Source organism: Corallococcus sp. AS-1-12 (assembly GCF_020036995.1).
GTDB lineage: Bacteria > Myxococcota > Myxococcia > Myxococcales > Myxococcaceae > Corallococcus.
The window spans coordinates 130,494-145,827 of sequence record NZ_JAIQDD010000011.1 but is presented as its reverse complement, the minus strand read 5'-3'; the positions used below and the strand labels follow the sequence as shown (position 1 = coordinate 145,827).

General features: G+C 70.6%; 13 protein-coding genes. 9 read left to right on the top strand and 4 right to left on the bottom strand.

Annotated elements, in window-relative coordinates; all coding sequences use genetic code 11:
* Positions 1–2 precede the first annotated feature (2 nt).
* The 5 genes from K8556_RS19880 to K8556_RS19860 are packed head-to-tail and all read left to right on the top strand — an operon-like array spanning position 3 to position 4,056.
* A complete protein-coding gene (locus tag K8556_RS19880) occupies positions 3–1,184 on the top strand; it encodes a beta-ketoacyl-ACP synthase (RefSeq protein ID WP_223741647.1) in 1,182 nt (393 codons plus the stop codon).
* A complete protein-coding gene (locus K8556_RS19875) occupies positions 1,181–1,648 on the top strand; it encodes a hotdog family protein (protein ID WP_223741646.1) in 468 nt (155 codons plus the stop codon). Before K8556_RS19880 ends, K8556_RS19875 begins: the two co-directional genes overlap by 4 nt.
* The gene (gene fabG / locus K8556_RS19870; RefSeq protein ID WP_223741645.1) at positions 1,641–2,372 is read left to right on the top strand and encodes a 3-oxoacyl-ACP reductase FabG; all 732 of its coding nucleotides are present in this window, start codon (positions 1,641–1,643) and stop codon (positions 2,370–2,372) included. The genes K8556_RS19875 and fabG overlap by 8 nt, the downstream gene beginning before the upstream one ends.
* Positions 2,369–3,607: a beta-ketoacyl-ACP synthase gene (locus K8556_RS19865; protein WP_223741644.1), complete on the top strand. Its 1,239-nt coding sequence runs from the start codon at positions 2,369–2,371 to the stop codon at positions 3,605–3,607. The genes fabG and K8556_RS19865 overlap by 4 nt, the downstream gene beginning before the upstream one ends.
* A 17-nt stretch (positions 3,608–3,624) precedes the next feature.
* A complete protein-coding gene (locus K8556_RS19860) occupies positions 3,625–4,056 on the top strand; it encodes an excinuclease ATPase subunit (protein ID WP_223741643.1) in 432 nt (143 codons plus the stop codon).
* Between the two features lie 29 nt (positions 4,057–4,085).
* Here K8556_RS19860 and K8556_RS19855 read toward each other — a convergent pair whose 3' ends face one another.
* From K8556_RS19855 to K8556_RS19845, 3 genes are all read right to left on the bottom strand, one after another.
* The gene (locus tag K8556_RS19855; RefSeq protein WP_223741642.1) at positions 4,086–5,693 is read right to left on the bottom strand and encodes a hypothetical protein; all 1,608 of its coding nucleotides are present in this window, start codon (positions 5,691–5,693) and stop codon (positions 4,086–4,088) included.
* Positions 5,694–5,777: 84 nt separating this feature from the next.
* Complete coding sequence (locus K8556_RS19850; RefSeq protein ID WP_223741641.1) at positions 5,778–7,322, bottom strand: CocE/NonD family hydrolase; 1,545 nt, start codon at positions 7,320–7,322, stop codon at positions 5,778–5,780.
* Between the two features lie 23 nt (positions 7,323–7,345).
* Positions 7,346–7,975 (bottom strand): GNAT family N-acetyltransferase, encoded by a 630-nt coding sequence (locus K8556_RS19845; protein ID WP_223741640.1) that lies wholly within the window; start codon positions 7,973–7,975, stop codon positions 7,346–7,348.
* A gap of 215 nt (positions 7,976–8,190) precedes the next feature.
* Between K8556_RS19845 and K8556_RS19840 the strand changes: the two genes are divergently transcribed.
* The 4 genes from K8556_RS19840 (at position 8,191) to K8556_RS19825 (ending at position 13,694) form a co-directional block, all read left to right on the top strand.
* The gene (locus K8556_RS19840) at positions 8,191–10,344 is read left to right on the top strand and encodes a M13 family metallopeptidase (RefSeq protein ID WP_223741639.1); all 2,154 of its coding nucleotides are present in this window, start codon (positions 8,191–8,193) and stop codon (positions 10,342–10,344) included.
* Between the two features lie 149 nt (positions 10,345–10,493).
* Positions 10,494–11,723: a S8 family serine peptidase gene (locus K8556_RS19835; RefSeq protein WP_223741638.1), complete on the top strand. Its 1,230-nt coding sequence runs from the start codon at positions 10,494–10,496 to the stop codon at positions 11,721–11,723.
* A 147-nt stretch (positions 11,724–11,870) separates the two neighbouring features.
* Complete coding sequence (locus K8556_RS19830; RefSeq protein WP_223741637.1) at positions 11,871–13,046, top strand: toxin-antitoxin system YwqK family antitoxin; 1,176 nt, start codon at positions 11,871–11,873, stop codon at positions 13,044–13,046.
* 63 nt (positions 13,047–13,109) lie between these two features.
* On the top strand, positions 13,110–13,694 hold the full coding sequence (locus K8556_RS19825; RefSeq protein ID WP_223741636.1) for a TetR/AcrR family transcriptional regulator: 585 nt from the start codon (positions 13,110–13,112) through the stop codon (positions 13,692–13,694).
* A gap of 31 nt (positions 13,695–13,725) precedes the next feature.
* Here the strand turns inward: K8556_RS19825 and K8556_RS19820 are convergent, their stop codons facing one another.
* Entirely contained in the window at positions 13,726–15,312 is a 1,587-nt protein-coding gene (locus K8556_RS19820) for a peptidoglycan-binding protein (RefSeq protein WP_223741635.1), read from the bottom strand.
* Between the last annotated feature and the right edge of the window lie 22 nt (positions 15,313–15,334).

Genomic DNA, 15,334 nt, shown 5'->3' with positions numbered 1-15,334 from the left:
CGATGCCTCCTCCTGTCTTCCTCAACCACCTGGGTGTCGTCTGCGCGTTGGGCTCCGGGAAGCAGGAGGTGGCCCGGGCGCTGTTCGCGGACACGGTGTCCGGCGTCGCCTCGCACGAGGGCTACGCGGACCGGCCGCTGCACCTGGGCGTCGTCACCTCGGAGCTCGCGGGGCAGGACGCCCTGCCCCCTTCGCAGCACAGCCGCAACAACGCGCTCCTGCTCACCGCGCTCGCGCAGGTGCGCCCCCAGGTGGACGCCGCCATCGCCCGCTTCGGCGCCTCGCGCGTGGCGGTGGTGCTGGGCACCAGCACGTCCGGCATCGGTGAGGGGGAGGCGGCCATGGCGGGCCTCCTGGCCACGGGGGCGCTGCCCTCGCGCTTCCATCTGCACCAGCAGGAGCTGGGCTCCCCGGCGCTGGCGCTCGCGCATGTGCTGGGCACCCGGGGCCCCGCCTACGTCATCTCCACCGCGTGCTCCTCCAGCGCCAAGGCCCTGGCCAGCGCGGCGCGGATGCTGCGCGCGGGCAGCGTGGACGCGGTGCTGACGGGCGGCGTGGATTCGCTGTGCCGCTTCACCGTGGCGGGCTTCCGCGCGCTGGACTCCGTGAGCGAGGAGCGCTGCAACCCGATGAGCGCCCACCGCCACGGCATCAACATTGGTGAGGCGGCGGCGCTGTTCCTGATGACGCGCGAGCCGGGGCCGGTGCGCCTGTCCGGCTGGGGCGAGTCCTCCGACGCGCACCACATCTCCGCGCCGGAGCCCGGCGGCAAGGGCGCCATGGCCGCCATCCAGGAGGCCCTGGAGCGCGCGGGCCTGTCGCCGGAGCAGGTGGACTACGTGAACCTGCACGGCACCGCCACGCCGCAGAACGACGCCATGGAGTCCCGCGCCGTGCACGCGCTGCTGGGGCCCGGCGTGAAGGCCAGCTCCACCAAGCCGCTCACCGGCCACACGCTGGGGGCCGCGGGCGCGCTGGAGGCGGCCTTCGCGTACCTCACGCTGGTGGACAACCCGGAGGGCCACCTGCCCGGGCACTTCTGGGACGGGGCCGTGGACGCGGCGCTGCCGGCGCTGTCGCTGGTGAAGCCGGGCGAGGCGCTGGGGCGCCCGGTGAAGAGCGTGCTGAGCAACTCGTTCGCCTTCGGGGGCAGCAACGCCGCCCTCGTGCTGGAGCGCGCATGATGCGCATCGTGATTGATCAACCCGTCGAGGAGCTGGTGCCCCATCAGGGGCGCATGCGGCTGCTCGACCGCGTCCTGGAGGGCGACGCGGACTCGCTGCTCGCGGAGGTCACCGTGCGCGAGGACAGCCTCTTCTGCGCGGACGGCGCCGTGGGCGGCTGGGTGGGCATCGAGTACATGGCGCAGGCCGTGGCCGCGTGGGCCGGGTGGCATGCGCGCAAGCGCGGCGGCACGCCCCGGGTGGGCTTCCTGTTGGGCACGCGCCGCTACGAGTGCAGCCGCCCCGTCTTCAAGCTTGGCGAGACCCTGCGCGTCGAGGTCCACCGCCAGTTCTCCGCGGACAACGGGCTGGGCCAGTTCGACTGCACCTTGCGCATCGGGACGGAGCAGGTGGCCACGGCGGCGCTGACGGTCTACGAGCCGCAACCGGGGCAGGACCTGGGAAGGGGCAACACAGATGGGTGACAAGACGGTGCTGGTGACGGGCTCCAGCCGGGGCATCGGCCGCGCCATCGCGCTGTGCCTGGCCCGCGACGGCTACGACGTCGTGGTGCACTGCCGCAACAAGCGCGAGGAGGCGGACGCGGTGGCCGCCCAGGTCCGTGAGGCCGGCCGCGAGTCGCGCGTGCTCCAGTTCGACGTGGCGGACCGCGCGGGCACGCAGGCCGCGCTGCTCGCGGACGTGGAGGCCCACGGCTGCTACTACGGCGTGGTGTGCAACGCGGGCATCGCCCGCGACAACGCCTTCCCCGCGATGACGGCGGAGGAGTGGGACGGCGTCATCCACACCAACCTGGACGCCTTCTACAACGTGCTCAACCCGCTCACGATGCCCCTGGTGCGCCGCAGGAAGCCGGGCCGCATCGTCACGCTGTCCTCCGTGTCCGGCCTCATGGGCAACCGGGGCCAGGTGAACTACAGCGCCGCCAAGGCGGGCATCATCGGCGCGACGAAGGCGCTGGCGGTGGAGCTGGCCAAGCGCGACATCACCGTCAACTGCGTGGCGCCGGGCCTCATCGACACGGAGATGGTGCCTCCGGAGGTGCTGGAGGAGGCGCTGAAGATCATTCCCGCCCGCCGGATGGGCAGACCCGAGGAGGTCGCCGCCGCGGTGGCCTTCCTCATGTCGGAAGAAGCGGGCTACATCACGCGGCAGGTGATTTCGGTGAACGGGGGGATGATCGGATGAAGCGCGTTGTCGTCACCGGAGTCGGTGCGCTGAGCCCCCTGGGCCATGACTGGAAGACGGTCGAGGCGGCGCTGCGCGCGCGCCAGAACGCCGTCCAGGTGATGGAGCCCTGGAAGCAGTACGAAGGCCTGAACACGCGGCTGGGCGCGCCCGCCCTGCCCTTCGAATTGCCCCCGTCCACGTACTCGCGCAAGACGACGCGCACCATGGGCCGCGTGGCGCTGATGGCCACGCGGGCCAGCGAGCTGGCGCTCCAGGACGCGGGCCTGCTGGGCAGCCCGCTGGTGAAGAGCGGGAAGATGGGCATCGCCTATGGCTCCTCCGCGGGGACGCCGGAGAACATGGGCGACTTCGGGAAGATGATCACCCACAAGACGACGGAGGGCATCACCGCGACGACGTACCTGCGGATGATGTCCCATACGGCGGCGGTGAACATCGGCGTCTTCTTCGGCGTCACCGGGCGCATCATCACCACGTCCAGCGCGTGCACCTCCGGCAGCCAGGGCATCGGCTACGCGTACGAGGCGATCAAGCTGGGCCGTCAGGTGGCGATGCTCGCGGGCGGCGCGGAGGAGCTGGACGCCACGGGCGCGGCGGTGTTCGACACCCTCTTCGCCACCAGCACGAAGCACAACGAAGCGCCGCACCAGTCCCCCCGCCCCTTCCACGCCCAGCGCGACGGGCTGGTGCTGGGCGAGGGCGCGTGCACGCTGGTGCTGGAGGAGCTGGAGCACGCGAAGGCGCGCGGCGCCACCATCCACGCGGAGCTGGTGGGGTACGGCACCAACAGCGACGGCCGCCACGTGACGCAGCCCAACGCGGACACCATGGCGGAGGCCATGCGGCTGGCGCTGGAGGACGCGGGCGTGCCGGCGTCCGCCATCCCCTACGTCAACGCGCACGGCACGGCGACGGACACGGGCGACGTGGCGGAGAGCGCGGCGACGCGGTCCGTCTTCGGGGAGAAGGTCGCCATCTCCAGCCTCAAGAGCTACATGGGCCACACGCTGGGGGCCTGCGGCGCGCTGGAGGCGTGGATGACCGTCCAGATGATGCGCTCGGGCTGGTTCGCGCCCACGCTGCACCTGACGGCGGACTCCGTGGATCCGAAGTGCGCGCCCCTGGACTATGTCATGGGCGAGGGACGTGCTTTGCAGACGGACCTGGTGATGAGCAACAACTTCGCCTTCGGCGGCATCAACACGTCGTTGATCTTCCGCCGCTGGCCTTGATGTTTGGAGACCCCGCCATGAAGAAAGCCCTCCTGTTGCTGGCCCTGACCGCCGCGAGCCCCGCCCTGGCGCGCGACACCGTGACGAAGGTGAAGCTGGCGGACGTGATGGCCCTGCCCGAGGCCAAGGACAAGCTGGACGGCTCCGTGAAGTTCTTCATGGACGGCGCGAAGACGCCCAAGGTGCTCAAGACGCTGGGCACCGACACCACGAACAAGAAGACCAACGGCGTGGGCAAGTCGGACGACTACGCCTGCAAGTGGGCCGCCCTCTCCGCCCTCATCGCCCTGCAGGATGGCGCGAAGAAGAACGGCGCCAACGCGGTGGTCAACATCGTCAGCTATTACAAGAAGGTGGAGTTCAAGAGCGCCACCGAGATCGAGTGCCACGCCGGCAGCTTCGTCACCGGCGTCGCGCTCAAGGGCGACTACGCCACCATCGCCAAGTAGCCCTGGAGGCGACTTCCGCGCGGTGGGCCCTACCGCCGCGCGGGCACCTCGATGCGGCAGACGCTCCCGGGCGCAAGGTTCCGCGAGCGCATCCAGGCCTCCAGGTCCCGGTCGATGCGCGCCGCGGCCTCCGCGTTGAAGCGGCGGTTGTCCTGGAGCTTCCAGCCCTGCGGGTAGTTGCCCGAGTAGCCGTTCACCGTGGGCACGCCGTGCTCGCCGGACGCCCACACGGCATCCAACTGGTACTTCCACTCCTGGGCCTCGCCGGACGTGGGCGCGTAGAAGAAGGACTCGCAGCCGGGGGCGATGCGCGCGGCCACCGCCTCCACGTCCGCGCGGGCTTCGTGCCGGTCATACGCGGGGCTGGCAAGCCCCTGCTCCAGGAGGCACAGCGCGCCCAGGCCCACCGCCAGCGCCGCGCGCCCGGACTCCCACTGCCGCTGGAGGTACAGGGCCAGCCCCACGGCCGCGGGCACCAGCAGCCACATGCCGATGCGGGCCAGGGCCCGGATGGCCGCCGCGCCGGGCACGCCGTGGAAGACGAGCCACCAGGGCGTGAAGCCGCCGGTGTAGCGCGACGCGAGCAGCACCGTGGCCACCGCCACCACGAGCAGCAGCCGCACCGCGGGCCGTGAGCGCGCCTGCCACAGTCCGATGCCCGCGAGCACCGGGGTGACGAAGCCGAAGCCCAGGCGGTGCTCCCACGCCACGGGCATGCGCTGGAACTTGGAGAAGCCGTGGGTCCACCCGTACAGCCAACTGTCCTGGCCCACGAAGAACCAGCTCCAGAAGCGCGGCACCATGGGGGACACCTCCGCGAAGGTGCGCAGCCCCACCGTGCCAATGGCCTGGCGCGAGTGCAGGACGAGCGGCGCGAGCAGCGCCAGCCCCACGACGCCGAAGCCCGCGAGCGCCGGCAGGTGGCGGCCGAGCGCCGTCAGCAGCGGACCGCGCGTGTCCCGGAAGGCGAGCCCGGCGATGAACGCCAGGAGCAGGAAGAAGAAGAGGAACCAGCCCCAGTAGAAGCCCGCGTAGAGCTGCGCCACGAACGCGCCCACCAGCAGCGCGGCCCAGGCCATGCCGCGCCGCCGGTCCGTCTCCGGCCGCGTCAGCGCGATGACCGCGCCCACGGCGAGGAGCGCGAAGAACTGTCCCTCCAACTGCGGGTGGTTGAGCTGGTTGATGCGCGGCGCGCCGGCCGTGAAGAGCACCGCGCCCACCACCGCGGGGAGGACGCGCAGGCCGAACCCGCGCCGCAGCAGCCACACCGCGGCGGCGTAGTTGAGCGCCGCCATGGTGAGCGACCACGCCTGCCACGACAGGTCCGCGCCCAGGCCCAGCGCGCGCCACACCCAGTAGAACGGGGCCACGCCCAGGAGCACGTCGGAGTACGCGGCGACGTTGGGCTCGGGGTGGAACATCGGCGGATCCCAGAAGCGCGCGTGCGCCGGGTCGCCCGTGACGAAGCGCCAGCCGTGCTCCAGGACGTAGTGGTTGAAGCGCACGTCGCCCTCGTCCCCCTGCACCAGGCGCAGCCCGGACAGGATGGCGGGGTGGTGCGACAGCAGCAGGGCCAGCACGCCGCCAGCGAGGACGAGCAGGGCGGCGCGGGTGCGTTCCGAGGCGGCGGTTCCCATGGACGCCGGGAGCGTTAACACACCGGGCACGCCCCCTGGAACGACGGAGGGCGCCTTGCGAGCGCCCCTCCGTCACGCGGCGCTTCAGCGCGTCGGCAGGTCCAGCCAGGACGGCCCGCCGAGCGACAGCGTCGCGCCGGTGGTGTTGGCGTCCAGGTAGAGCGGGTCCTCCGTGTCCACGACGAGCGCCAGCCGGTGCAGCACGGGGACGTCATACGCCGTGGCGGGGAACGCCAGGTCCAGGTCCAGCGGCACGCCCGGCGTCGCGTTCTTCCAGGAGAGGGGCACGTGCGTGATGAGCCCGCCGTAGTCGCCCAGCAGGTCGTACAGGTACGCGACCACGGTGCCCGACGCGGTGGAGGGCGTGACGCGCAGGCGCAGCGTGGCCGAGCCCCGGATGGAGATGCCGCTCAGCGTGGTGGACGACGTCCAGACGCCCGCGTTGAGGCGGTTGACGCCCGGCAGCCAGACCACGGGCGGAATGCCCGTCAGCGCCTGGAGCCCGTTGGTCAGCAGCGCCACGCCCGCGTCCGCGTTCGTGTCGAAGCCGGACCAGACGGTGCGCGAGCCGCTCGTCGAAGGCGCGCCGCCCAGGGTGCCGGTGCCATCCAGGAGGCGGATGGCGCCCAGCCCGTAGCGCTGCGTGCCCGTGGCCACCTGGGCCCACGACGCATAGCCCTCCGTGTCGCCGTCGTAGGTGCGCAGCACCACGGGCGCCTCGCGGGAGATGCCCGTGTCCACGCCCGCGACGTACTGGTCCATCCAGCGCGTCACGCTGGTCCAGACGCCGTTGGGCAGGCCCAGCAGCCCCGTGGCCTCCACGACGGCGTGGTCCCCCGGCGCGAACTCCAGCCGCTTGGGGCCCGCGAGCTGGCCGTAGAACGACACGAGCTGGTTGGGCGGGAAGAGGCTGTCGCCGTACGCGTTGGCCATCAGGATGGCGGGCTTGTTGGCGTTGATGCGCTGGAGGTACGTCGCCGCCGAGCGCACCCGGCCCCAGGCCTTGATGGACTCGATGTTCCGGTTGGCGAAGTAGTCGTCGATGGTGGTGCTCAGCTCCGGGCTGGGGCGGCCCAGCAGGGTCGCCGCGAGGTTCAGGAGCGCCACCGCCTGCGGACGCCGCGTCTCACCGCCGAACAGCGACGCCACCAGGTCCGACCAGCCGGAGAGCGCCGCCACCGCCTTCACGCGCGAGTCGAAGCCGGAGGCGATGAGCGAGATGCCCGCGCCATACGAAACCCCCGCGAGCCCGATGCGCGAGGGGTTCGCGGTCGTGTTGGCGAGCATCCAATCAATGACGCGCGACGTGTCCGCGATGTCCGCCGGACCGGCGGTATCAATGCCACCGCCGGACGCCCAGAAGCCACGCGGCGTATAGGAAAGCGCCACGTAGCCCTTCTGCGCCAGCGCGTTGGCCTGGGCCAGGTACTCCAGGTCGTTGAGGCCCCAGCTCGAGATGAAGACCACCGCCGGATGCGGCCCCGGCGTCGTGGGCGCGATGTAGTTGGCCTTGAGGACGGTGCCGTCGCTCCCAGGGATGTCGACGAACCGGAAGCCGGTGGTCGGCAGCGCCAGGCCTGTGAGCGGCAACAGCAGGAACAACAGGACCACGGGCAATTTCAACGTCATCGAGACACCTCGGGTTTGTTATCTCAAAGCAGCTTCTGTCCCAGCACGTCGAAGGCCTCGACGGAAATCGCGGCAGCGTGGCTGGCCGGATACTCCTCCGCGAGCAGGGTCCAGATCATCGTGTCGCGCAGCGCACCGTCGGGTGCGACGAGCCGCTGTCTCAACGTGCCTTCGTGAACGAAACCCAGCCTCCGGGCGACCGCCGCGCTGCGGACGTTGCGGGGGTCGCAGTGGATCTCCACGCGGCGCACGCCCTCCACCTCGAAGGCGACGCGGGTGAGCGCCCCGGCGATCTCCGTCGCCAGCCCCCGGCCCGTGTGGCGGGCTGAAATCCAGTAGCCGATCTCCAGGGCGCCCTCGCCCACCCGGGGATGCAGGCCCGTTCCGCCGAGGACTTCGCTGCCGTCGTGGCTGAACACGCCGTAGGCGAAGTCCTGTCCCAGGTCGAACAGCCCGCGCATCCGGCGAAGCTGCCCGGCCTGCTGCGCGACGTTCATTGGATAGCGCTTGGCCCACTCCATCCATGGACGCAGGTGTTCGAGGTTGGATTCGATGGCATGCAACGCCAGCGCGGCGTCAGCCGGCGACCAGCACCGGAGCACGGTGCGCGCGGTCTGGACCGTGTACGCAGGACGAAACGCGGTGGGAGTCATACGCCCCTCGAATGGCTCGAACCCCTACCGGAGCCAGGCCCTGGAGCATCGCATGCATCGTCTGGCCGCTGCTGTCCGCTTCTCCCGCCCTTGAGCTCCGGGCCCGCGCAAGCGTCCGCGGTTTTCATGGGATGAAACCGCCGTTTGCGCTGTTGGGGACGCGCCCGCGTGCGCCAGAGTGCGCCACCCCGTACGGGCCACATCCAGGAGCCTCCATGTCGTTCCGTTCCAGACCGCCGTTTGGCGCCGCGCGCATGACGCTCGGCGTCTGCGCCTCCGCGCTCATCACCGCGTGCGCCTCCACCGCGCCCGCGGAGAAGTCCCCGCCGGCCCAGGCCACCGCCACCCCGGCCCCGGCTCCCGCCGCCCCCGCCGCTCCCAAGCCGCACTTCGGGAGCTTCGGCGTCGACACGCCGGGCATGGACACCGCCGTCGCCCCCGGCGACGACTTCTACCGCTACGTCAACGGCAAGTGGGCGGACAGCTCGGAGATTCCCCCGGACCGCTCCTCCTTCGGCATGTTCACGCGCCTGGCCGAGGACGCCACGAAGCAGACGCGCGACATCCTGGAGGCCGCCGCGAAGTCGGACGCCCCCGCCGGCAGCGAGGAGCGCAAGCTGGGTGACTTCTACGCCAGCTTCATGGACGAGGCCGCCATCGAGGCCCGGGGCGCCACGCCGCTCAAGCCGGAGCTGGAGCGCATCGCCGCGGTCGCCAACCGCAAGGCCCTGGCCGCGCTGCTGGGCACCACGCTGCGCAGCGACGTGGATCCGCTCAACACCGGTCAGGCCACCACGGGCCGCCTCCTGGGCCTGTGGGTGGCGGAGGACCTGAACGACCCCAGCCGCTACGCCGCCTACATCCTCCAGGGCGGCCTGGGCCTGCCGGACCGCGACTTCTATCTGAAGGACACGCCGCGCTTCAAAGAGGTGCGTGAGAAGTACCAGCAGCACATCGCCACCCAGTTGAAGAACGCCGGCATCCCCGACGCGGACGCGAAGGCCCGCGCCATCTTCGGCCTGGAGATGAAGATCGCCCAGGCCCACTGGTCCGCGCAGGACACGCAGGACGTGGAGAAGGTGAACAACCCCTGGAAGCAGACGGACTTCGCGAAGAAGGCGCCCGGCATGGACTGGGCCGCGTACTTCGCGAGCGCCGGCCTCGGGTCCCAGAAGGACTTCATCGTCTGGCAGCCGTCCGCCATCACCGGCATCGCGAAGCTGGTGGGCAGCGAGCCGCTCCAGACGTGGAAGGACTATCTGGCCTTCCACGCCATCATGGAGGGCACCCCCTACCTGTCGAAGGCGTTCGTGGACGCGGGCTTCGACTTCAGCGGGAAGACGCTCTCCGGCGCGCAGCAGTTGAGCGACCGCTGGAAGCGCGGCGTGAACTTCACCAACTCCGCCATGGGCGAAGCGGTGGGCAAGCGCTACGTGGAGAAGCACTTCCCGCCGGCCGCCAAGGCCGAGGCGGACCAGATGGTGCGCAACATCCTGGCCGCGCTGGGCCGCCACATCGACGCGCTCGCGTGGATGTCGCCGGAGACCAAGGCCCGCGCCAAGGAGAAGCTGGGCACGGTGCAGGTGGGCATTGGCCACCCGGACACCTGGCGTGACTACTCCGGCCTGGAGATCATCAAGGGAGACGCCTTCGGCAACGCGGAGCGCGCGGAGCGCTTCGAGCACCAGCGCAACCTGGCCAAGCTGGGCAAGCCCGTGAACCGCATGGAGTGGTTCATGACGCCCCAGGAGGTCAACGCGCTCAACTCGCCGCAGCAGAACTCCATCATCTTCCCGGCCGCCATCCTCCAGCCCCCGTTCTTCGACCCGAACGCGGACCCCGCCGTGAACTACGGCGGCATCGGCTCCGTCATCGGGCACGAAATCGTCCACAGCTTCGACGACGTGGGCGCGCAGTTCGACGCGAAGGGCAAGCTGGACAACTGGTGGACGCCCAAGGACCTGGAGCAGTTCAAGGCCGCGGGCAAGGCGCTGGCCGCGCAGTACAACGCGTACAAGCCCCTGCCGGACATGAACGTGAACGGCGAGCTGACGCTGGGCGAGAACATCGCCGACGTGGCCGGCGTCTCCATCGCGCATGACGCCTACGTGATGTCCCTGGAGGGCAAGCCCGCGCCCACGCTGGACGGCTTCACGGGCGAGCAGCGCTTCTTCATGGGCTTCGCGCAGGTGTGGCGCAACAAGTTCCGCGAGCCGCTGCTGCGCCGGCTGCTCGTGACGGACGGCCACTCGCCCGGCATGTTCCGCGCGGCCACCGTGCGCAACCTGGACGCGTGGTACCCGGCGTTCGACGTGAAGCCCGGCCAGGGCCTCTACCTGGCCCCGGAGCAGCGCGTGAAGGTCTGGTAGCACCGCCCCACCCGCACCGGGCGCACGCAGGCTGTGCGTCCGGTGCACCCGGGGTCCTCCTGAAAAACCATTGCGGACGAAACTTGAATCGCCGCGATGCGACAATGTAGGAGTCAGTAGGCCGCTCCTCATCCCCCCGGAGGAACCCCATGGAAATCAACCGCAAGTCGCCCGCCTCCATCGCCCCGACCGCCAACGCGGCCACCTCGCGCGCCCAGGCGCCCAAGGCGAAGCCGCTGACGGTGCGTGACGGCTTCGACTCCCAGGGTGCGCGCCCCTCCAACTTCGTGGACCGCCCGACGGGCCGCCCCACGCCCCCGGGCGCCAGCGTGCCGGCGTCCGCCTTCGCCTTTGGCGGCGCCAACGTCGCGGTGAAGCCGGGCGCGAACAAGGTCGCCGACGCGAAGGCGGTGGACCCGTCCCAGCCCAGGCCGAAGCTCACGGGCGAGCCGGTCATCGCGGTCATCGACGGTGGCGTGGACTACAAGCACACGGACCTGGACGACGCGATGTGGACGAACCCCGGTGAAGTGGCGGGGGACGGCATCGACAACGACGGCAACGGCATCGCGGATGACATCCACGGCTTCAACGTGGGCACCGGCAAGGGCGACCCGTTCAAGGGCGACGGCACGGACCACGGCACGCACGTGGCGGGCATCATCGCCGCCGAGGACAACGGCGAGGGCAACACCGGCATCGCCGCGGGCAAGGCGAAGATTCTGAGCGTGGGCGGCCTGTACGACGGCGCGGACCTGCTCACCAACTTCGAGCGCTCGGTGGACTACCTGGTGAAGATGAAGACCGAGCACGGCGTGAACATCCGCGCCGCCAACGCGAGCTTCGGTGACTCCTACCGCGACGCCGCGTCCCAGAAGCGCTGGGAGGCCGCCATCCAGAAGCTGGCGGACGCGGACATCCTGCTGCTCGCGGCCACGGCCAACGGCAACGGCAGCAACATGAACAACGTGCCGGACATGCCCGCCAACGTGGACCTGCCCAACGTCCTCACCGTGGCGTCCATGGACCGCGACAACGACAAGCTGGCCCGCTTCTCGTCGCACGGCGACAAGGTGGTGGACCTGGCCGCGGTGGGCGAGGACGTGCTCAGCACCGTGCCCGGCAACGACTGGGAGGAGATGAGCGGCACCTCCATGGCCACCCCCACCGTGGCCGCCACCGCCGCGCGCATGTTCGCGGAGAACCCGGACCTGACGGCCGTGCAGGTGCGCGACCTCATCCTCAAGACGGTGGAGCAGGACCCGGACCTCAAGGGCAAGGTCATCACCGGCGGCAAGCTGGACATCCAGGCCGCCATCGACGCCGCCAGGGCCACCCTGGAGCCGAAGCCGGAGACGCAGCCCGTCGCCTCGCGCTGAAGCAGCCCCCCCTTCGCGGTCTTCCCTCCGGGCCCCCTCGCCATGTCCATGGCGGGTGTGGGCCCGGAAGGCGTTCCAGGACCCGGGGGCTCGCGGCTACGGTGCACCCAGCCTCCTTCTCGTGAGCCACCCATGCGCGCGCCGTCCGTGATGCGTCTTGTCCTGCTGTCCGTGCCCCTCCTCTCCGCGCCCGCGTGGGCCATCGAGCGCTGCTCGTTCCAGGGCAAGCCCATCAACCTGGACAACGGCCACTCCACCGCGAACCTCACCGGCACCGTGCGGTGCGTGGACGAGGACACGAAGAAGGAGACGCACACCGTCTCGTTCAAGAACGGCAAGAAGGACGGCTGGGAGGTGCGCCGCTGGTCCGACGGGCGCGCCGTGGAGCAGGAGTACAAGGCCGACAAGCGCCACGGCGGCTTCAAGCGCTACGAGGACGGCCGGCTGGTGGAGACCTCCCACTACGTGGACGACCACGAGCAGGGCGAGTCGCTGCGCTACCACCCCAACGGCAAGGTGTCCCGGCGCGTGGACCGGCAGCCGGAGGACGCGAAGAGCACCTTCGAGGACTACGACGAGACCGGGCGGCTCACCAAGGCGGGCTGTGGCCTCCAGTCCTCCTGGGAGGCGGGCCTGAAGGACTGCGTCTGGAAGGGGCCCTCCCCGCTCGTGTTCTTCCACCCCAACGGGCAGAAGCGCGCCGTCATCCCGCTGAAGAACGGGCGGCGCGAAGGGGTGACGGAGCTCTTCGACAAGGACGGGCAGCGCACCGCGACCAACGCGTACGCCGCGGGCGTGCTCGACGGCGTGAGCACGCGGTACGCCGACGGGAAGGCGCTCCACTCCACCACCTGGGTCCAGGGCGAGCGCGAGGGCGACGAGACGGAGTTCTTCAAGGACGGCGGCAAGAAGGAGGTCGTCACCTGGAAGAACCGCCAGCAGGTGAAGCGCGTGGACTACTTCCAGAACGGCGAGCGCAAGCATGAGCTCGTCGTGAGCGGAGACCGCGCGGTGGAGTCCTTCTTCGAGGACGACGGCTCGCTGCGCGAGCGGCGGAACCTCATCAAGGGGGACTTCCACAACGGCTTCGACCCCGACGGCGTGTCGGAGACCTTCCTCCCGGACGGCGGCACGGAGCGCCGCGAGCACTACGTGAAGGGCAAGGCGGAGGGCCGGCGCCAGGTGTGGGCGGAGAACGGCACCCTCATCGAGGACTCGCAGTGGACGGGCGGCCGCGTCACCGCGCGCAAGCGCTGGAACCCGGACGGCGGGCTCGTGGAGGACGAGGCCTTCCACGAGGACGGCTCGCGCAAGAAGAAGTAGCAGGCGCGCGAGCGGGCGCCGCCTTGACGGAGGATGACGGCAAGATTACTGCCGTCATCCATCATGACCCAGAAGACGGAGCAGAAGCAGAAGTCGCATGACGCCATCCTCGCGTCCGCCGCCACGCTGCTCCTGGAGCGGGGCATCCAGGCCAGCTCCATCATGGACGTGATGAAGGGGGCCGGGCTCACCGTGGGCGGCTTCTACGGTCACTTCGACTCGAAGGAGCACCTGTTCACGGAGACCCTCCGGGGCACCGCCCGCACGGTGTGGAACGCGCTCCTGCGCAAGGCGAAGGAGGACGCGCCGGACGCGCCCGCGCTGAAGGTGCTGGAGCGCTACCTGTCGCGCAAGCACCGCGACGCCGTCACCCCCACCTGCCCGCTGCCCAGCATCACCGCGGAGGTGTCGCGCGCGGGGGAGCCCTACCGGGGCGCGCTGGAGGCGGAGCTCCAGGAGTTCGTCCGCTCGTACGCGGAGCTGCTGCCGCCCGGAGCGCGGCGCCGGGAGAAGGCGATGGCCGCCATCGCGCTCATGTACGGCGCGCTGTCACTGTCGCGCGCCGTGCGCGGCACGAAGCTGGGGGACGAGCTCCTGGACGCCGCGAAGAAGCTGGGCGCGGAGCTGCTGACGAAGGAAGGGGCCTGAAGCCCGGCCCCCTCCCCGTCCCGTCAGGACATCAGTCGCGCTGGATGGCGCCCTTCGGGACCAGGATGACGACCTCCTTGCAGTCCGAATAGATGATGGAGTTCATGTCCTGGTAGTTGTGGGTCGTCTTGCCGCCGTTGCGCACGATGCCCATGTCGTTGCCCTTGGAGCCGCCGCTGTAGTCCCAGCCGTGGCGCGTCTGGAAGATGATGGCGCCGTCCGGCACCTTCCCGTCCGCGACGAGCTTGCGGTACTGGTCCGCGGTCACGACGTTCGCGGTGGCGTTGCCGTACGGGCTCTTGATGGCCTTCTGCTGCGCGCCCGGGAACGGGATTGACTCCCAGCCGTTGCGCAGCATCTGCGCCATGCCGCCGCGGGGGTTGTTCGGGTCGTTGCCCGTCGCCGCCGGCGTGTTCGGGATGCCCAGCCGGGTCATGTTGTCCAGCGTGGTGCGCACGCAGTAGCCCGTCTGGCCGTTGTTCAGGCGCGACGTGGCCAGCTTCTTCAGCGTGGCGTTGTTGGTGTCGATGCGGACGCCGTTGCCCAGCACCGCGCCGTTGTTGTTCGTGCCCTGGGTGTTGTTCGTCCCCTGGGTGTTGTTCGTGCCCTGGGTGTTGTTCGTGGTGCCGGGGCGGTTGCCCTGCAGCGCCTTGAGCGTGTCGGGGCCGACCTGGCCCGCGTTGTTGCCCGCGCGCACGCCGTTCGCCCGCTGGAAGTCCTCCACGGCCTTCTTCGTCACGGGGCCGAACTTGCCGTCCGCCGGGACGCCCAGCATCTCCTGGAGCTGCTTCACGGCCGGGCCCTGCATGCCCTCTCGCAGGTTGTTGCCACGCACCATCACCTGGTCCATCGAGGGCGCGGGGGTCCACGTCTTCGCCCCCGGCCGCTGCGGGGTGCTCGCGGGCTCGAAGGTGTCGGCGGTCTGCGACGGGCGCGTGGGGGTGTTCGTGGTGGTGGTGCCGGGCGTCGCGGCACCGCCGAAGTGCGGCGCCAGCGCCTGCGCGCGCGCCCACACGTCGTTGGAGTAGTCATTGCCCGTGGTGCCCACGTCCATGTTCTGGATGGTGCGGACGTTGCCCGGGCCGGAGTTGTACGCGGCCACCGCGCCACGAAGCTGCTGCGCCTCGGACCAGTCCGGGTGCGCCTTCTTCATGTCGTTGACGTAGCCCTTGAGGATGCCCGCCGCCTGGTCGATGTGCTCCGCGCTGGTGGGGCCACCCCGGGTCGTGTGGTAGCGGTGATCCACCTGCATCACGCCAAAGCCGTTGCCGCCGTCGCCGTGGCCCGTCCGGTCCAACGCCGCGCCCGCGCGCGACTCACGGCTGGCGATGGCGGCCAGCAGCGCGGGGGGCAGGCCGTGCTTCGCCGCCGCCGCCTCGATGTTGCCCTTGTACTGCTGCAGACGAGCCAGGTCCGTCTGCGCCATCTTCGTGGACGCGGCCACCCCCGGCTGCAGCCCGTCCTGCCGCGCCGTGCGCGCGGAGGCGCCCGTGGGCTGGTACTGGGACAGGATGGCGTTGGGGTTCGCGCTGGTGCGAACCGCGCTCGTCGACAGCGCCTGGGAACGATTCGAGAAGACGGAGTTCGTGCGCTGGGACGTGGTCGCGGAGAGGCTCATTCGGGGATTCCTCGGTGGCGGC